An 18,727-nucleotide genomic window follows, 5' to 3' on the forward strand; every position below is an offset into this window, starting at 1 on the left:
AGCTTCCGGGCCCTCGGGGTACAGCACGCGTGTGCTACGGGATCTGCGCCGCACGGGCCTCGCGGCTCTCGCGGCGGTTGTCGCGGAACGTGTTCACGCGACGGGCGGTGGCGAAGAGGGGGATCGTCGCCGCCATCACGATCTGCAGTGCGCAGCCCATCTGCAGCAGCACCTGGCCGCCCGGCGCGTCGAACGCCCACGCCGCCAGCATGCCCATCGCCGCAACGATCCAGCCGAGCATCGCCACCGCGAGGACACCCCGCGGCTTGGGGTACTCGACCCGGCTCACCATCAGCCACGCCGCTCCGATGATCGCCAGCAGCGTCGGGATGAAGGGCAGCTCCAGCAGCACGATCGAGACGACCGTGAGCGCTCCGAAGGGGCTCGGCATGCCCTGGAACATGCCGTCCTTCATCGTCACGCACGAGAATCTCGCAAGCCGCAGCACCACCGCCAGCAGCACCACGATCGCGGCCACCGCCGAGACCCGCTGATGGGCGTCGTCCGCGACCATGCCGTAGACCAGCACGAAGTACGCGGGCGCGAGACCAAAGCTGATCAGGTCCGAGAGGTTGTCCAGCTCGGCGCCCATCGGCGACGACCGCAGCTTGCGGGCCACGAGCCCGTCGCAGAGGTCGAAGATCGCCGCCAGCAGCATCAGGATCACGGCGGTCGCGGCGCTGTGCCGCGCCATGCCGGTCTCCTGGCTGCCCTGGAGATGCGGGATGAGGATGCCGGTGGTGGTGAAGTACACCGCCATGAATCCGCACGTGGCGTTGCCGAGCGTGAGGGTGTCCGCTATCGACAGCCGCAGAGAGAGCGGCATCTCCTCCGCGTCGTCCTCTTCCTCGGACTCCGCCGCCCAGTTCGCCTGTGTGTCGGGATCAATCACGGTCAATGCGAGTCACCCCCGCCGTCGTGGTCTGGCCCACCTCGACAGCGACCTCGACACCCTCGGGAAGGTAGATGTCGACGCGCGAGCCGAAGCGGATCAGACCGATGCGTTCACCCTGCTCGACCTTGGTGCCCTGCGGGATGTACGGGACGATACGCCGTGCGACCGCGCCGGCGATCTGCACCATCTCGATGTCGCCGAGTTCGGTGTCGAAGTGCCAGACAACGCGCTCGTTGTTCTCGCTCTCCTTGTTGAACGCGGGCACGAAACCGCCGGGGATGTGCTCGACCGACGTCACCGTGCCGGCGAGCGGCGCGCGGTTGACGTGGACGTTGAGCGGGCTCATGAAGATCGCGACGCGGGTGCGTCCGTCCTTCCACGGCATGATGCTCTGCACCACCCCGTCGGCGGGCGAGATGACCCGCCCGGACGCGATCTCGCGCTCCGGGTCGCGGAAGAACCACAGCATGCCCGCCGCGAGCGCGGTGGTGGGCACGGCAACGGCCGCGGCCCGCCGCGAACGGCGGGCACGGACCAGGCTGAGTGCAGCGGTGGCGACGGTCGGCAGAAGCCACGGCGATGCTCCGCGAGCGATACGTACGCCAAAGCGGCTGTCGCGTGGTGCAGAGGTTTGGCTGTGGGGCATGGATGACCTTCGTAGCGGATGATGCCGCGCTGGTAACACGGGGGACGGCGGCTTTCCGGCCGATGTTATCGGGTACGGAGCACAACTGGGAAAGCCGGAAACCGAGTCGGCGGCCGGAAGATGATGACAGGGTGTGATCTTCTTCGCGGCCGAACCGACTCAAAAGCGGCAATCAGCCTTGGAACCGGTACTCCTCGAGCAGTCGACGTCCGATGATCATTTTCTGGATTTCGGCGGTACCTTCGCCGATCAGCAGCATCGGAGCCTCGCGGTAGAGGCGCTCGATCTCGTACTCCTTGGAGAAGCCGTAGCCGCCGTGGATGCGGAAGGCGTCCTCGACGACTTCCTTGCAGTACTCGGAGGCGAGGTACTTCGCCATCCCTGCCTCCAGGTCGTTTCGCTCCCCGGAGTCCTTTTTGCGTGCCGCGTTCACCATCATCGCATGCGCGGCCTCGACCTTGGTGGCCATCTCGGCCAGCTTGAACTGGATCGCCTGGTGGGCGGCGATCGGCTTGCCGAAAGTGTGACGCTGCTGGGCATACGAGACACCCAGCTCGAAGGCACGCTGCGCGACACCGCAACCACGGGCGGCGACGTTCACGCGGCCGACCTCCACGCCGTCCATCATTTGGTAAAACCCTCGGCCGGTGACCCCGCCGAGGACCCGATTGGCCGGAATGCGCAGTCCGTCCATGATGAGCTCGGTCGTGTCGACGCCCTTGTAGCCCATCTTGTCGATCTTCCCGGGGATGGTCAGGCCCGGACGGACCTCGCCGAAGCCCGGCTCCTTCTCGACGAGGAAGGTCGTCATCGACTTGTGCGGGGCCGTGCCCTCGGGGTGTCCTTCGTCACTCCGGCACAGGACCGCGACGAGGGTGGACGTGCCGCCGTTCGTCAGCCACATCTTCTGGCCGTTCAGGACGTACTCGTCGCCGTCCTTCACACCCTTGGACGTGATCGCCGAGACGTCCGAGCCGAGGCCCGGCTCCGACATCGAGAACGCGCCGCGCACCTCGCCGAGCGCCATGCGCGGCAGGAAGGTGTCCTTCTGCTCCTGCGTGCCGTGCTGCTTGAGCATGTACGCCACGATGAAGTGCGTGTTGATGATGCCCGAGACGGACATCCAGCCGCGGGCGATCTCCTCGACGCACAGCGCGTACGTGAGAAGGGACTCACCCAGGCCGCCGTACTCCTCGGGGATCATCAGGCCGAACAGGCCGAGCTCCTTGAGGCCGTCGACGATCTCTTGCGGGTACTCGTCCTTGTGCTCCAGCGCCGTGGCGACAGGGATGATCTCCTTGTCGACAAAGTCACGGACGGTGGACAGGATCTCCTGCTGGACATCGGTCAGACCTGCGGTCTGGGCGAGTCGGGCCATGACTACTTCTCCTGCGCCTTCAGCTCGGGGCGGCCGGGCTGCTCGCCGCCGCGCTCCTTGATGTACGTCTCCGTCGGGACCATCACCTTGCGCCGGAAGACGCAGACGAGGGTGCCGTCCTGCTTGTAGCCCTTGGTCTCGACGTAGACGATGCCGCGGTCGCTCTTCGACTTCGACGGGGTCTTGTCGAGGACCGTGGTCTCGCCGTAGATCGTGTCGCCGTGGAAGGTCGGCGCCACGTGCCGCAGCGACTCGATCTCCAGGTTGGCGATGGCCTTGCCGGAGACGTCCGGCACGGACATGCCGAGCAGCAGCGAGTAGATGTAGTTCCCGACGACGACGTTCTTGCCGAAGTCCGTCGTCTTCTCCGCATAGTTCGTGTCCATGTGGAGCGGGTGGTGGTTCATGGTGAGCAGGCAGAAGAGGTGGTCGTCGTACTCGGTGACCGTCTTCCCGGGCCAGTGCTTGTAGACGGCCCCGACCTCGAACTCCTCGTAGGTGCGTCCGAACTGCATGTCGCTCAGGGCCTCTCTAGTTGGCGGGGATTTCGAACTTGGTGGTGCGCTGCATGCCGGCCGCGCGTCCCTTGCCGGAGATGACCAGGGCCATCTTGCGGCTGGCCTCGTCGATCATCTCGTCGCCGAGCATCGCCGAGCCCTTCTTGCCGCCCGCCTCGGACGTGTAGTAGTCGTACGCGTCCAGGATCAGCTCGGCGTGGTCGTAGTCCTCCTGGGAGGGCGAGAAGATCTCGTTGGACGCCTCGACCTGGCCCGGGTGCAGCACCCACTTGCCGTCGAAGCCGAGCGCGGCGGCGCGCTGGGCGACCTCGCGGTAGCCGTCGATGTTGCGGATCTGGAGGTAGGGGCCGTCGATCGCCTGGAGGTTGTTGGCGCGGGCGGCCATCAGGATCTTCATCAGGATGTAGTGGTACGCGTCGGCCGGGTAGCCGGGCGGCTGCTCGCCGACGACCAGGGACTTCATGTTGATGGAGGCCATGAAGTCGGCCGGGCCGAAGATGATCGTCTCCACGCGCGGCGACGCCTGCGCGATGGCGTTGACGTTGTTGAGGCCCTGCGCGTTCTCGATCTGCGCCTCGATGCCGATCTTGCCCAGCTCGAAGCCCATGGTCTTCTCGATCTGGGTGAGCAGCAGGTCGAGCGCGACGACCTGCTCGGCGGTCTGCACCTTCGGCAGCATGATGCAGTCGAGGTTCTGGCCGGCGCCCTCGACGACGGTGACGACGTCGCGGTAGGTCCACTCGGTGGTCCAGTCGTTGACGCGCACGACCCGCGTCTTGCCCGTCCAGTCACCCTCGTTCAGGAACTTCACGATGGTGTGCCGGGCCTCCGGCTTGGCGAGCGGCGCGCAGGCGTCCTCCAGGTCCAGGAAGACCTGGTCGGCGGGCAGGCCCTGGGCCTTCTCCAGGAAGCGCGGGTTCGAACCGGGCACGGCCAGGCAGGAACGGCGCGGGCGGAGACGGTTGACCGGGTGCACAGGCGTGCTCATGCGTGGACCTCCAGGGGGTCGAGCTTGTTCGCTTGACGGATCTCGTCGACGATACGGCCGATGATCTCCGTGATTCCGAAGTCCTTCGGGGTGAAGACGGCGGCCACACCCGCTGCCTTCAGTTCGGTGGCATCGGCGTTCGGGATGATGCCACCCACGATCACCGGGATGTCGGCCGCGCCCGCCTCACGCAGCCGCTTCAGCACGTCCGGCACCAGTTCGGCGTGCGAGCCGGACAGGATCGACAGACCGACGCAGTGCACGTCCTCCGCGAGGGCGGCGGAGACGATCTGCTCGGGGGTCAGCCGGATGCCCTGGTAGACCACCTCGAACCCGGCGTCGCGGGCCCGCACGGCGATCTGCTCGGCGCCGTTGGAGTGGCCGTCCAGGCCGGGCTTGCCGACGAGCAGCCGCAGCCGCCCCGCTCCCAGCTCGTCCGCCGTGCGGGCCACCTTCTCGCGTACGAGGGCGAGCGGGGTGCCCGCCTCGGCGGTGACCGCCACCGGGGCGCTGCTGACGCCTGTCGGCGCACGGAACTCGCCGAAGACGTCACGCAGCGCCCAGGCCCACTCGCCGGTGGTGACGCCCGCACGCGCACACTCGACGGTGGCCGCCATCAGGTTCTCGGTGCCCGCCGCGGCCTTCTTCAGCGCCGCGAGGGCCTCCGCGGCGCGGGACTCCTCGCGGCCGGCGCGCCACTCGTGCAGCTTGGCGACGACGCGTGCCTCGTTCGCCGGGTCGACCGTCATGATCGCCGTGTCGAGGTCAGCGGTGAGCGGGTTCTCCTCGGTCGTCTCGTAGATGTTGACGCCGACGATCTTCTCGTCGCCGGCCTCGATCCGCGCGCGCCGCTCGGCGTGCGAGGAGACCAGCTGCGACTTGAGGTAGCCCGACTCGACGGCCGCCATCGCGCCGCCCATCTCCTGGATCCGGTCGATCTCCGCCAGGCACTCCTCGACGAGGGCGTCGACCTTGGCCTCGATCACGTGCGAACCGGCGAAGATGTCCTCGTACTCCAGCAGGTCCGACTCGTGCGCCAGCACCTGCTGGATGCGCAGCGACCACTGCTGGTCCCAGGGGCGGGGCAGACCCAGCGCCTCGTTCCAGGCGGGCAGCTGCACGGCACGCGCGCGGGCGTCCTTGGAGAGCGTGACGGCCAGCATCTCCAGCACGATGCGCTGGACGTTGTTCTCCGGCTGGGCCTCGGTCAGACCGAGCGAGTTGACCTGGACGCCGTAGCGGAAACGGCGCTGCTTCTCGTTCTCGATGCCGTAGCGCTCACGCGTGACCTTGTCCCAGATGCGGCCGAAGGCGCGCATCTTGCACATCTCCTCGATGAAGCGGACGCCCGCGTTCACGAAGAACGAGATCCGGGCGACCACGTCGCCGAACTTCTCGGCCGGCACCTGGCCCGAGTCGCGGACGGCGTCGAGGACCGCGATCGCGGTGGACATCGCGTACGCGATCTCCTGCACCGGCGTGGCCCCGGCCTCCTGCAGGTGGTAGCTGCAGATGTTGATCGGGTTCCACTTGGGGATGTGGGCCACCGTGTACGTGATCATGTCGGTGGTCAGGCGCAGCGAAGGACCGGGCGGGAAGACGTGCGTCCCGCGCGACAGGTACTCCTTGACGATGTCGTTCTGGGTCGTGCCCTGGAGCCTGGTGATGTCCGCACCCTGCTCCTCCGCGACCACCTGGTACAGCGCCAGCAGCCACATGGCCGTGGCGTTGATGGTCATCGAGGTGTTCATCTGCTCCAGGGGGATGTCCTGGAACAGCCGGCGCATGTCGCCCAGATGGGAGACCGGCACACCGACCCGGCCGACCTCGCCGCGGGCGAGGATGTGGTCGGGGTCGTAACCGGTCTGTGTCGGCAGGTCGAAGGCGACCGACAGTCCCGTCTGGCCCTTGGCGAGGTTGCGCCGGTACAGCTCGTTGGACGCCTCGGCGGTCGAGTGACCGGCGTACGTCCGCATGAGCCAGGGCCGGTCCTTCTTGCGCTCTGTCATCTGGGAACCCCGGCCCCTCAGACGTTCCGGAAGCGGTTGATGGCGTCGATGTGCTTCTCGCGCATCTCCGGGTCCTTGACGCCCAGGCCCTCCTGCGGGGAGAGCGCGAGGACGCCGACCTTGCCCTGGTGGAGGTTGCGGTGCACGTCGTACGCGGCCTGGCCGGTCTCCTCCAGGGAGTAGACCTTGGAGAGCGTGGGGTGGATCTTGCCCTTGGCGATCAGGCGGTTGGCCTCCCACGCCTCGCGGTAGTTGGCGAAGTGCGAGCCGATGATCCGCTTCAGCGACATCCACAGGTAGCGGTTGTCGTACTCGTGCATGTAGCCCGAGGTCGAGGCGCAGGTGGTGATGGTGCCGCCCTTGCGGGTGACGTAGACGCTCGCGCCGAAGGTCTCGCGGCCGGGGTGCTCGAAGACGATGTCGATGTCCTCGCCGCCGGTGAGCTCGCGGATGCGCTTGCCGAAGCGCTTCCACTCCTTCGGGTCCTGGGTCTGCTCGTCCTTCCAGAACTTGTAGCCCTCGGCGTTGCGGTCGATGATCGCCTCGGCGCCCATCGCCCGGCAGATGTCCGCCTTCTGGTCGCTGGAGACGACACAGATCGGGTTGGCGCCGCCGGCGAGCGCGAACTGCGTGGCGTACGAACCGAGTCCGCCGCTCGCGCCCCAGATCAGGACGTTGTCGCCCTGCTTCATGCCGGCGCCGTTGCGGGAGACGAGCTGGCGGTACGCGGTGGAGTTCACCAGTCCGGGCGCTGCCGCCTCCTCCCAGCTGAGGTGCTTGGGCTTGGGCATCAGCTGGTTCGACTTGACGAGCGCGATCTCCGCCAGGCCGCCGAAGTTCGTCTCGAAGCCCCAGATGCGCTGCTCGGGGTCGAGCATCGTGTCGTTGTGGCCGTCCGAGGACTCCAGCTCGACCGAGAGGCAGTGCGCGACGACCTCGTCACCCGGGTTCCAGGCGTTGACGCCGGGACCGGTGCGCAGGACGACGCCCGCGAGGTCTGAGCCGATGATGTGGTACGGCAGGTCGTGGCGCTTGGTGAGCTCGGAGAGCTTTCCGTAGCGCTCCAGGAAGCTGAAGGTCGACAGCGGCTCGAAGATCGAGGTCCACACGGAGTTGTAGTTGACCGAGGAGGCCATGACGGCCACCAAAGCCTCGCCGGGTCCCAGCTCGGGGACCGGGACCTCGTCCAGGTGGATGGACTTGCGCGGGTCCTTCTCCCGGGTCTCGAGGCCGGCGAACATCTCCGTCTCGTCCTTGTGGACGGTGATCGCGCGGTACGACTCGGGGAGCTTCAGTGCGGCGAAGTCGGCGGACGTGGACTCCGTCGACTGGATCGCGTCCAGGATTTCCTTCACGGTGTTGCCTCCGGCGAGAAGCGCCCATGGGCGGACGCTGAGGGGTACGTCGGGTGGTGCTGCTGTGGAGGTGTGCCGTCGGTTCGGCGGATGGTGCTGCTGGCAGCGCTGGTGGGCGCGAAAGGTGCCTGTGACGCAGGCGTCCGGGCGGGCAGCCACGAAGGGTTGCTGGGACAGCCGGCGTACGAGTGTGCTCTGCACGCCGGCCGCCCGGACAACTTCAACGTATGGCACGCCGTGCCAGGTGGCAAGACACTCCGTGCCAAGAATTTCTCTCAGATGCAATCCGCTGGACACATGTGAGCGATGATCGATCGAATGAGGCCGCAAAAATGGCGAAGACCGCCTGAATCGGGCGGTCTTCGACTGGGTGAGCCGGGAGGCTCAGCCCTCCTTCAGTGCCTGTTCGATCGTGCGCATGACCTCGCTGAGCGGTGCGTCGGTGCGGGCCACGGCCACCAGGACCTCGCCCTCGGTGCGCACGTCCGCAGGCGGAGGCTCGGCGGCCGGGGAGGCGTGCGCCGCCTTGCGGCCGGCTCCTATGCCGGTGCCGAACGTGTCGCGGACGATGGCGAACGCGTGGTCCAGCTGGGCCTCGACGTCGCCCTGCCCGCCCGCCCGCAGCCAGCGGCGCAGCACGTGGTTGTGCGCCGTCACCACCGCGGATGCGGCCACCTCCGCCAGCAGCGGGTCGTCGTTGCCGTCGTGGTGGTCCCGCTCGTCGAAGTGGCCCAGCAGATAGCGCGTGAACAGCCGCTCGTAGCGGGCCACCGAGGCGATCTCGCGCTCCCGCAGCGTCGGCACCTCACGGGTCAGCCGGTAACGCTCGACGGACACGGCCGGGGAGGCCGCGTACATCCGCATGACCTCCTTGATGCCCCGGCACACCGTGTCGAGCGGGTGCTCGTGGGGCGGAGCCGCGTTCAGGACCGCCTCGGCCCGCACCAGGGTGTCGTCGTGGTCGGGGAAGATGGCCTCTTCCTTGGAGCGGAAGTGGCGGAAGAAGGTCCGGCGCGCCACACCGGCCGCCGCGGCGATCTCGTCGACCGTCGTCGCCTCGTACCCCTTGGTCGCGAACAACTCCATGGCCGCCGCCGCGAGTTCGCGGCGCATCTTCAGGCGCTGCGCGGCGGCGCGGGAGCCTGCGGCACGTTCCGGAGCGTCGGACGCGGCGCCGGCGCGGCCGGGCCGGCGGGCGGGATCAGCGGGCTGGGGCATGACCTGAACGTACTGCATTCGCACAGCCGGGCGCGCCCGCGGGTCGGGCCCGGCCCGTTCGGACGCGGCGGGCGGGCCGCCCGGACCGAGCAGCCCGCCCCACGCGCCGTCGGGATCAGCGCCGGGCATGTTCGCGGAATCCGCGACCCGTCTTGCGTCCCAGGCACCCCGCGGCCACCAGGTGCTCCAGCAGCGGCGCGGGCGCGAGGCCCGGGTCGCGGAACTCCTGGTGCAGCACCTTCTCGATGGCCAGCGAGACATCGAGGCCGACGACGTCGAGCAGCTCGAACGGGCCCATCGGGTAGCCGCCGCCCAGCTTCATCGCGGCGTCGATGTCGTCGAGGGTGGCGTAGTGCTCCTCGACCATCTTGATCGCGTTGTTCAGGTACGGGAAGAGCAACGCGTTCACGATGAATCCGGCGCGGTCGCCGCAGTCCACCGGGTGCTTCCTGATCTTCGTCGTGACCTCGCGGACCGTCGCGTGGACGTCGTCGGCGGTCAGGACCGTCCGCACGATCTCGACCAGCTTCATCGCCGGCGCCGGGTTGAAGAAGTGCATCCCGATCACGTCCTGCGGCCGGGAGGTGGCGCGTGCGCAGGCCACGACGGGCAGCGAGGAGGTCGTGGTGGCCAGCACCGCGCCCTGCTTGCACACCTTGTCGAGGGTGGCGAACAGCTGCTGCTTGATCTCCAGGTCCTCGGCGACGGCCTCGACGGCCAGATCGACGTCGGAGAAGGCGTCCAGCGAGCCGGCGGGCGTGACGCGCGCGAGCGTGGCGTCGCACGCCTCCTGGGTCATCCGGCCCTTGCTCACCGAGCGGTTCAGCGACTTGGTGATCAGGCCCTTGGCGTTCTCGGCCTTCTCCAGGCTGCGGGCCGCGAGGACGACGTCGTAGCCGGCCTTGGCGAAGACCTCCGCGATTCCGCTCGCCATGGTGCCCGAGCCGGCCACGCCGACCGAGCGGATCTCACGGCCGGCGGCGGCCGCGGCCGCACCGAGCGGCGTGAGCGCGTCCGTGACGACCTCGGCCGAGCCGGGGGCGGCGTACGTGTAGAAGCCGCGGCCCGCCTTGCGGCCGGTCAGGCCCGCCTCGCTGAGCTGGCCCAGGATCGGCGCGGGGGCGTGCAGCCGGTCGTGCGAGGCGGCGTACATCGCGTCCAGCACGGTGCGCGCGGTGTCGATGCCGATCAGGTCGAGCAGGGCGAGCGGGCCCATCGGCAGTCCGCAGCCCAGCTTCATGGCGGCGTCGATGTCCTCGCGGGAGGCGTACCGGGCCTCGTACATGGCGGCGGCCTGGTTGAGGTAGCCGAACAGCAGGCCGTCCGCGATGAAGCCCGGCCGGTCGCCGACCGCGACCGGCTCCTTGCCGAGGTCGCGGGCGAGCGCGGTGACGGCCTCGACGGCCTGCGGCGACGTCAGCACCGAGGAGACGACCTCGACCAGCTTCATCGCCGGGGCAGGGTTGAAGAAGTGAAGACCGAGCACGCGCTCCGGGCGCTGGGACTCGGCGGCGAGCCGGGTCACCGACAGGGCGTTCGTGCCGGTGGCGAGGACGGCGTCCGGGCGGACCACGGCGTCCAGCTCGCGGAAGACCTGCTGCTTGGCCTCGTACGACTCCGGCACGACCTCGATCACGAGGTCGGCGTCCGCCGCTGCCTGCAGGTCGGAGAAGGTGCGGAAGCGTGCGAGGGTGTTGCGGCGCTCCTCCTCGGTGATCCGCTCGCGCTCCACGGCGCGGGCGGTGGAGGCCTCGAGCGCGGCGACAGCCTGGCGGGCGGCGGCCTCGCTGACGTCGATGCCGATGACCTCACGGCCGGCGCGGGCGAGGACCTCGGCGATGCCGGTGCCCATGGTGCCGAGGCCGACCACGGCGATGGTGTGCAGAGGGGTGTCCATCGGGGGACTCCAGGGATGAGTGACGACTGATGAGGAGCGCGCGCGGAGGAAGCCGTACAGGCGTGGGAACGCCAACGGGCGCATGGCGCACGGGTGTTCGCGTGGGCCGACGGACTCTGTCCCGTGTCACGTCGTACTGATGGCAGAACTGCCGAACCGACTTCCCCCATAGCCTTCGCATGGGGGTGCCCCCAACCGCGGCTGCGTCACCAGGCCGCGGCGGGTGCGGGGGTTACCCGCTCACATGAGATTAACTTGCGGGTAACGAGCGCGCCACCCCTCGGGGGGTGTGATCTGGATCGCCGTGCCGGCCCGCCGATACCCTGACCGCCATGGACGAGGAGTTGCGGTCGCTCGCGACACGGCTGCGCGACGAGGCGGGCGGCGGTCCGGCGTACGAACGGCTGCTGGCCACCTCGGACCGGGAGGAACTCGCTGCGGTCCTCACCGAGCAGGAACGCCCCCTTTGGGCGCGCGAGATGGCCGCCTTCCGCCTCGGCTGCGCCGGTGACCGGCGGGCCTTCGAGTCCCTGGTCCTCCTGCTCAACCACCGCGACCCCGAGCGGTGCGTCTCCGCCGCCCACGCGCTCGGCCGGCTCGCCGACCCCCGCACGCCGCGCGCGGCGGCCGCACTCGCCACCAACGAGCTGCGGGTCGCGTACGCGCTGGTGCCGGTGCGGCTGCTGACCCGGCTGCGGGCGCCCGAATCGGTACCGGCGCTGATCACGGTCCTCGGACGGCGCCTGGCCCCCGGCGATCCGCACTGGCGGGTCGCCCTCGCCTGTGTGGAGGGCCTCGGCGCCCTCGGCGACCCGCGCGCCGGCGAGGTGCTGCGCGGGGCCCTGTCGCATCCGCGCCTGACGGCGGCGGCCTCGGCGGCCCTGGCCCGGCTGGAGTGACGCCCGGGGTGCGGCCGGGCGCCGGGGGCGCGGTGCGTCGGCGAGGACGCCGGGTCATGGCTCACCCTCGCCCGTGATTCACAACAGGGTCAGCTGGGTGGGCTCCGGGACCGACGGCTCGGGACGCACCGGCAGGCGGCGGTGGCCGCCGGGCCTGGCAGAAGGGCCGATCCCGAACTCGGCCGCCAGTTCGTGCACATGGCGGGTGATACGGCGCTGGTACCACTTCGGGGCGTACGCGCCCTCCGCGTACAGCCGCTCGTAGCGGGCGACCAGGTGCGGATGGTGTTCGCGCAGCCAGGCCATGTACCACTCGCGGGCGCCCGGCCGCAGATGCAGCACGAGCGGGGTCACCGAGGTGGCGCCGGACGCGGCGATCGCGCGGACGGTCGCCCGCAGCTGGTCCGGGTGGTCGCCGAGGAACGGAACGACCGGCGCCATCAGCACGCCGCAGCCGATCCCGGCATCGGTCAGAGCGCGTACGACGTCGAGCCGGCGCTCGGGCGAGGGCGTGCCCGGCTCGACGGTGCGCCACAGCTCGCGGTCGGTGAAGCCGACCGAGACGGAGATGCCGACCTCGGTGACCTCCGCGGCCTGCCGCAGCAGGTCGAGATCGCGCAGGATCAGCGTGCCCTTGGTCAGGACGGAGAACGGGTTCGCGTGGTCGCGCAGCGCCGAGATGATGCCCGGCATCAGCCGGTAGCGGCCCTCGGCGCGCTGGTAGCAGTCCACGTTCGTGCCCATGGCGACGTGCGCGCCCTGCCACTGGCGGGAGGCGAGCTGGCGGCGCAGCAGCTCGGGGGCGTTGACCTTCACGACGATCTGGGAGTCGAAGCCGAGTCCGGTGTCGAGGTCCAGGTAACTGTGGGTCTTGCGGGCGAAGCAGTACACGCAGGCGTGCGTGCAGCCCCGGTAGGGGTTCACCGTCCATTCGAACGGCATCCGGGAGGCTCCGGGCACCCGGTTGAGGATCGAACGCGCGCGGATCTCGTGGAAGGTGATGCCCCGGAACTCGGGGCTGTCGAAGGTCCGGGTGGTCACCGCCGATGCCCCGAACAGGGCGGCTTCCCCGCTGGTGGCGGGGCTGTCGGCCAGATTGTCCCAGCGCATGGGGGTGCCTCCTCGCTCGCTCCGGGCTCCAGAATAGAACACGTGTTCCCATGATCGCTTCCACTGTGATTTGGGAGGGCGCGCCGGAGGTGATTGGCTAGCGGCGCATCCCGATGGAGCAACTGCTGGAGGAACAGGACATGGCGCAGGTCGAGGCCACCACGGAACGGATCATCTCGGCGGACGCGGAGACGGTGTTCGACGCGCTGGCCGACTACGAGGGCACCCGCGCGAAGCTTCTGCCCGAGCACTTCAGCGAGTACGAGGTGCGCGAGGGCGGCGACGGCGAGGGCACCCTCGTCCACTGGAAGCTCCAGGCCACCAGCAAGCGCGTCCGCGACTGCCTGCTGGAGGTCACCGAGCCCACCGACGGCGAGCTCGTGGAGAAGGACCGCAACTCCTCCATGGTCACCACCTGGCGGGTCACCCCGGCCGGTGAGGGCAAGTCCAAGGCCGTCGTCACCACCGTCTGGACCGGCGCCGGCGGCATCGGCGGCTTCTTCGAGAGGACCTTCGCGCCCAAGGGGCTCGGCCGGATCTACGACAGCGTGCTGGACAGGCTCGCCGCCCACGTCGAGAAGTAGCCTCACCGGATCGGGTGGTTTTCCCCGCGGCCCGCACGTGCGCCCCTGGCGCGCCGGGTCGCGGGAAAGCCCCTGATGAGCGCCCCAAGTGCGCCTCGCGCACGCCCTGTTGGGGCAGTCTCGAACGCCCTGCCGGGAGTGCGCCCGACTTGCTCCCCCTTCATGCGCGATGCGAAGAATGACGCCGCGCAGCGTGACGAGGGGAGCAGGACGTGAGCGGCAGCACTCTGGTGAAGGACGAGCAGCCCGCCGCCGGTCCGGCGGACCCGCCGCCTCCCGTACCCGCCGCGCCGGATCCGCTGAGCCCCCGCCGCGTTCGGCTCGTGTTCATGAGCCTCATGCTCGCGCTGCTCCTGGCCGCGCTCGAGCAGATGATCGTCGCCACAGCGCTGCCGAAGATCGTGGGGGAGCTCCGGGGCCTGGACCGGATGCCCTGGGCGATCACCGCGTATCTGCTCACGGCCACGATCGGCCTGCCGGTCTACGGAAAGCTCGGCGATCTCTTCGGCCGCAAGGGCGTGTTCCAGTTCGCCATCGTCGTCTTCGTGATCGGGTCGGCACTGGCCGGCTGGTCGCGCAGCATGAACGAGCTCATCGCCTTCCGCGCCGTCCAGGGCGTCGGCGCGGGCGGCCTCATGATCGGTGTGCAGGCGATCATCGCCGACATCGTCCCGGCACGCGAACGCGGCCGGTTCATGGGACTCATCGGCGCCGCCTTCGGACTCGCCTCCGTCGCGGGGCCTCTGCTCGGCGGCTTCTTCACCGACCATGCGTCCTGGCGCTGGTGCTTCTACTTCAACGTCCCCTTCGGGCTGATCACGCTGGTCGTGGTCAGTCTCGTGCTCAAGCTGCCGAAGCCCGCCGCCCGGGCCCGGCTCGACGTCCTCGGCACCCTGTTCCTCGCCGCCGCCTCCACCTGCCTCGTCCTGCTGACCAGTTGGGGCGGCACCGAATACGCCTGGGACTCGCGCGTCGTCCTCGCCCTGGCCGCGGGCGCCGCCACGAGCACCGTTCTCTTCCTCGTCGTCGAGCGCTTCGCGCCCGAACCGCTCATTCCGCTGCGGCTGTTCCGCGACTCCGTCTTCACGCTCACGTCCCTCGTGGGCGCGGTCGTGGGCATCGCGCTCTTCGGGGCGGCGAGCTACCTGCCCACGTTCCTGCAGATGGTCGACGGTGCCAGTGCCACCGAGTCCGGCCTGCTCATGCTGCCGATGATGGGCGGCATCGTCGTCGCCTCCATCGTCTCCGGCCAGCTCATCAGCCGTACGGGCCGCTACCGGGTCTACCCCGTCGCGGGCAGTGCCGTCTCGGTCGTGGGCATGTGGCTGCTCTCCCGGCTGGAGGCGGACACGCCGCGCCTCGAGTACAGCATCTGGCAGGCGGTCCTCGGCATCGGCATCGGACTCGTCATGCCGGTGCTGATCCTCGCCGTCCAGAACGCCGTGCCGCCCGCCGACCTCGGCACCGCCACCAGCGCCCACAACTACTTCCGGCAGATCGGCGGCAGCGTCGGCGCCGCCGTCTTCGGCACCCTGTTCGCCGACCGGCTCACCGACGCGCTCGCCGGCCGTGTCCCGGCCGGCGCCGGCCTGCCCGACCCGCAATCGATCACCCCGCAGCTGGTCCACGCCATGCCGCCCGCGCTGCGCGAGGGCTACATCCAGGCGTACGCGGACACGATGCCGCGGATCTTCCTGTACCTCGTGCCGGTGCTCGTCCTCGGCCTCTTCCTCGCCTTCTTCCTCAAGGAGAAACCGCTGGTGTCCCACAACGCCTCCACCGCCGAGCCCGCCGCCGTCCCGCACGCCCGCACCGCCGTGCGGGCCGTGCCCGGACCGGCCGCCGCCCCCGTCGCGGGCGTCCCCGTCTGCGGCACCGTGCAGCACCACGACGGGAGCACCGTCCCGCGCGCCGCGCTCACCCTCATCGACATCCAGGGGCAGCAGATCGGCCGCGGCGCGAGCGGCGAGGACGGCCGGTACGCGCTGAGCGTGCCGGGCTCCGGCTCGTACGTGATGATCGCCGCCGCGGGCGGCCACCAGCCCCAGGCCGTGACGGTCACCGTCGGCGAACGGCCCGTCGAGCTCGACGTCGTGCTCGGCGGAGCGGGCCGGCTCGCTGGCGTCGTCGTCACCGCCGACGGCTCCCCGGTCCGCGACGCGGCCGTCACGCTCACCGACGTGCGAGGCGAGGTCGTGGCCTCCACCCGCAGCGGCCGGGAGGGCGGCTACGTGATCAGCGAACTGGTCGCGGGGGAGTACACCCTCGCCGCCAGCGCCCCCGCCTTCCGGCCGGCCGCGCACCCCGTGAGCGTGCAGCCGTCCCGCGAGACCCGCCAGGACATCGAACTGGCCGGCGGGGCGGTGCTGCGCGGCACCGTGCGCGCCGGGGACGGCCGGCCGGTCGACGACGCCCGGGTCACTCTCCTCGACGCGGCCGGCAACGTGGTCGACACGCTCACCACCGGACCGGACGGCATGTTCCGCTTCGTGGACCTGTCGTCCGGCGAGTACACGGTCATCGCGGCCGGTTACCCGCCGGTCGCCACCGTGCTCCAGGTCGCGGGCGGCGGGCGTACGGAACGCGACCTCCAGCTCGGGCACGCCGACTGAACCGGTCCCGGGCCCGCGGCAGGGGGCTGCGCACCGGCCCGTCCGCGCGGCGGCCGGACCGGTGGAGAGCTTGACCGACGTCCATTGTGCGCGGGCGCACCACCTGTTGGGCCGTTTGCCCGGCGCGTGCACCACACAGCGCCGTACCGTGGTCACAAGGTCCCGGATCCGGGAAGGAGCGCTCCGCCCATGGACAGTGGTCTTCCGTCGGTCCCGCCGCAGGAGTACGCGGCCGCGGGGCGGATTCCGCTTGCGGTGGTCGTCGTGGACGGCGACGGCCTCGTGTCGCACTGGTCCACCGGCGCCCGGCGTCTCTTCGGCCCGGCGCGCGAGGCGGCGATCGGCCGTCCCGCCGTCGAACTGCTGCCCGTCTTCGGAGCGTTGGCGGCCGACGCTGCCGACGACTTCGTCGACGGCTACGGCGGACAGGCCCTGCACGGCGCCCTCGGCGGCCTCACCGACTACCCGGCGGCGGGCCGCGCCCGGCTGTCCGATCCCGGCCAGGACCGTATCGACGTGCTGTGGTGGGCCTACCCCATGGTCGGGCCCGGCAGGGAACGGCTGGTCGTCCTCGCGGCGGACGCCGGCCAGTTCGCCGGGGCGGACGAGAGTGTCGAGCGCATCGCACCCGGCTTCGCCCTGCACACCGACTTCCCCGGCTTCGGCGAACTGGCGCGCGGGCTCCCCGAGATCATGCCCCGCATGAGCGTGCGCGAGTCGAACCGGATCGTCTCCCAGATCCTCGACCTCGGCTATCCCGTACTGGAGTTCAGCCACCACGACCGGGTGCCCGTAACCCCTGACTGGGGAGTGCCGCGCAGGGCCGAGCGCCTCGCGCGCCGCCGTGCCGCCGAGGAGGCCGTCGCGGCCGGGCACCCCGTGGACACCGCGGATCTGGAGCAGGACCTCGAGTACGCGGCTGTGCGCGAGCGCCTGGAGTTCCTGAACGAGGTCAGCGGACGCATCGGCTCCTCGCTCGACCTCGCCCGCACGATCCATGAGGTCAGCGCCGCGGTCGTGCCCCGGTTCAGCGACGTGGCCTGCACCTACCTGCGGGAGGAGGTCGTCGCCGGCGAGGGCTTCTCGGAAGGGGATCCCGACGCGACGACCATGTGGCACCGTGTCGCCTTCGAGCACGTCGACGAGCCGGGGCGCTGGGACGACGTCGTGCCGGTCGGCGAATCCATGCCGTTCCCCGCACACACGCCCTTCTTCCAGTGCATGATCACCGGCGAGCCGGTCCTGGTGCCCCGTATCACCGAGGAGATGGGCACCGCGATCGCCGAGCAGTTCGACAAGCGCGACATGCGTCCGCTCATCAACGGCCGTTCGATGCTCATCGCACCGCTCAAGGCGCGCAACGTCGTCCTCGGGTGCATGATCCTGCTGCGCCACCCCGAGCGGCCCGAGTTCAACGACATGGACCGCGTCACCGGCGCCGAGCTGGCCGCCCGCGCGGGACTCGTGATCGACAACGCGCGCATGTACACCTATCAGGAGAACGTCGCCGAGACACTCCAGGACTCGATGCTCCCGCAGGTCACCCCGCGCATGGCCGGCTGTGACACGGCCACGCGCTATCTGCCGGGCACGCTGCTGGGCCGGGTCGGCGGCGACTGGTTCGACTCCGTCAAGCTGCCCGGTTCGCGCACCGCGCTCGTCGTCGGCGACGTCATGGGCCACGGCCTCAACTCGGCCGCGATGATGGGCCAGCTGCGCACCGCCGTGCAGACCATGGCCGCCCTCGACCTGCCGCCCGAGCAGCTGCTGCGGGGCCTCGACGACCTGGCCCAGCGCATGGGCGAGCACTACCTCGCCACCTGCCTCTACGCCGTGTACGACCCCATCCGCGGCGAACTGCACCTGGCGAACGCGGGCCACATCCCGCCCGTGATCGTCCGCGCCGAGGACGGCCGCAGCGAACTTCTCGACCTGCCCACCGGAGCCCCGATCGGCGTCGGCGGCGTGCCGTTCGAGAGCGTCCGTGTGCCCGTGTCGCCCGGCGACCGGCTGGTGATGTGCACGGACGGCCTGGTGGAGGTGCGCGGCGAGGACATCGGCGTGGGCCTCGCGACGCTCTGCGAGTCGGCCGCACACCCGGCCGCGTCCATGGACGACGCCTGCGACACCATCATCCGTGCCCTCAACACCCGGGGCGGGCGCAAGGACGACGTCGCGCTGCTGATGGCCCGTCTGAACGGCATCGAGCCCGGTTCCGTCGCCACCTGGGAGCTGCCGCTCGAGCCGCGCGAGGCCGCCCGTGCCCGCCGGCTCGTCCGCGGACAGCTCGCCGGCTGGGGGCTGGACGCGCTCACCGAGACCGCGGAACAGCTCGTCGGCGAACTCGTGGCCAACGCCGTGCGCCACACCGACGGGCGGCGCGCCGAGCTGCGTCTCGTACGGGCCGGGACGCTGCTGTGCGAGGTCGCCGACGAGGACCACACCCTGCCGACGCTGCGCGGCGCAGGGCCGGAGGAGGAGGCGGGGCGGGGCCTGCGCGTGGTCAGCGCCCTCGCGCGGGAGTGGGGCACGAGCCGTACGGGGCGGGGCAAGACGGTCTGGTGCGAACTGTCCCTGCCGTAACGGCCCGGTGGGCGGGTGTCCGGGGCGGATGGTCC

General features: G+C 70.3%; 14 protein-coding genes. 4 read left to right on the plus strand and 10 right to left on the minus strand.

Going from position 1 to position 18,727, the window contains the following annotated elements; all coding sequences use genetic code 11:
- Positions 1-34: 34 nt before the first annotated feature.
- From pssA to HW130_RS10255, 9 genes are all read right to left on the minus strand, one after another.
- Positions 35-892, minus strand: coding sequence for a CDP-diacylglycerol--serine O-phosphatidyltransferase (gene pssA, locus HW130_RS10215; protein ID WP_177149233.1), 858 nt, complete (start codon positions 890-892; stop codon positions 35-37).
- Positions 885-1,541: a phosphatidylserine decarboxylase gene (locus HW130_RS10220; protein WP_177149142.1), complete on the minus strand. Its 657-nt coding sequence runs from the start codon at positions 1,539-1,541 to the stop codon at positions 885-887. The genes pssA and HW130_RS10220 overlap by 8 nt, the downstream gene beginning before the upstream one ends.
- A 172-nt stretch (positions 1,542-1,713) precedes the next feature.
- Positions 1,714-2,919 (minus strand): acyl-CoA dehydrogenase family protein, encoded by a 1,206-nt coding sequence (locus tag HW130_RS10225; RefSeq protein ID WP_177149143.1) that lies wholly within the window; start codon positions 2,917-2,919, stop codon positions 1,714-1,716.
- 2 nt (positions 2,920-2,921) lie between these two features.
- On the minus strand, positions 2,922-3,434 hold the full coding sequence (locus HW130_RS10230) for a MaoC family dehydratase (protein ID WP_126884275.1): 513 nt from the start codon (positions 3,432-3,434) through the stop codon (positions 2,922-2,924).
- A gap of 16 nt (positions 3,435-3,450) precedes the next feature.
- Positions 3,451-4,425 carry a CoA ester lyase gene (locus HW130_RS10235; RefSeq protein WP_177149144.1) on the minus strand — a complete coding sequence of 325 codons (975 nt, stop codon included), beginning with the start codon at positions 4,423-4,425 and terminating at the stop codon, positions 3,451-3,453.
- Positions 4,422-6,434 carry a protein meaA gene (locus HW130_RS10240; protein ID WP_177149145.1) on the minus strand — a complete coding sequence of 671 codons (2,013 nt, stop codon included), beginning with the start codon at positions 6,432-6,434 and terminating at the stop codon, positions 4,422-4,424. The genes HW130_RS10235 and HW130_RS10240 overlap by 4 nt, the downstream gene beginning before the upstream one ends.
- A gap of 17 nt (positions 6,435-6,451) precedes the next feature.
- A complete protein-coding gene (gene ccrA / locus HW130_RS10245) occupies positions 6,452-7,789 on the minus strand; it encodes a crotonyl-CoA carboxylase/reductase (protein ID WP_177149146.1) in 1,338 nt (445 codons plus the stop codon).
- 384 nt (positions 7,790-8,173) lie between these two features.
- Positions 8,174-9,025 carry a TetR family transcriptional regulator gene (locus HW130_RS10250; protein WP_218183337.1) on the minus strand — a complete coding sequence of 284 codons (852 nt, stop codon included), beginning with the start codon at positions 9,023-9,025 and terminating at the stop codon, positions 8,174-8,176.
- Positions 9,026-9,122: 97 nt separating this feature from the next.
- A complete protein-coding gene (locus tag HW130_RS10255; RefSeq protein WP_177149148.1) occupies positions 9,123-10,904 on the minus strand; it encodes a 3-hydroxyacyl-CoA dehydrogenase family protein in 1,782 nt (593 codons plus the stop codon).
- A gap of 332 nt (positions 10,905-11,236) precedes the next feature.
- On the opposite strand from HW130_RS10255, the gene HW130_RS10260 reads away from it, so the two are divergent.
- Positions 11,237-11,803 (plus strand): adenylosuccinate lyase, encoded by a 567-nt coding sequence (locus HW130_RS10260; RefSeq protein WP_177149149.1) that lies wholly within the window; start codon positions 11,237-11,239, stop codon positions 11,801-11,803.
- A gap of 78 nt (positions 11,804-11,881) precedes the next feature.
- Here the strand turns inward: HW130_RS10260 and HW130_RS10265 are convergent, their stop codons facing one another.
- Positions 11,882-12,913 (minus strand): Rv2578c family radical SAM protein, encoded by a 1,032-nt coding sequence (locus tag HW130_RS10265; protein ID WP_177149150.1) that lies wholly within the window; start codon positions 12,911-12,913, stop codon positions 11,882-11,884.
- A 140-nt stretch (positions 12,914-13,053) separates the two neighbouring features.
- On the opposite strand from HW130_RS10265, the gene HW130_RS10270 reads away from it, so the two are divergent.
- The 3 genes from HW130_RS10270 (at position 13,054) to HW130_RS10280 (ending at position 18,692) form a co-directional block, all read left to right on the plus strand.
- Positions 13,054-13,497 carry an SRPBCC family protein gene (locus tag HW130_RS10270; RefSeq protein WP_177149234.1) on the plus strand — a complete coding sequence of 148 codons (444 nt, stop codon included), beginning with the start codon at positions 13,054-13,056 and terminating at the stop codon, positions 13,495-13,497.
- A 212-nt stretch (positions 13,498-13,709) separates the two neighbouring features.
- A complete protein-coding gene (locus tag HW130_RS10275) occupies positions 13,710-16,109 on the plus strand; it encodes an MFS transporter (RefSeq protein ID WP_177149151.1) in 2,400 nt (799 codons plus the stop codon).
- A gap of 189 nt (positions 16,110-16,298) precedes the next feature.
- Positions 16,299-18,692 (plus strand): SpoIIE family protein phosphatase, encoded by a 2,394-nt coding sequence (locus HW130_RS10280; RefSeq protein WP_177149152.1) that lies wholly within the window; start codon positions 16,299-16,301, stop codon positions 18,690-18,692.
- The last annotated feature ends 35 nt before the right edge of the window (positions 18,693-18,727 follow it).

The sequence above is a fragment of the Streptomyces sp. PKU-EA00015 genome, from assembly GCF_013387495.1.
GTDB lineage: Bacteria > Actinomycetota > Actinomycetes > Streptomycetales > Streptomycetaceae > Streptomyces.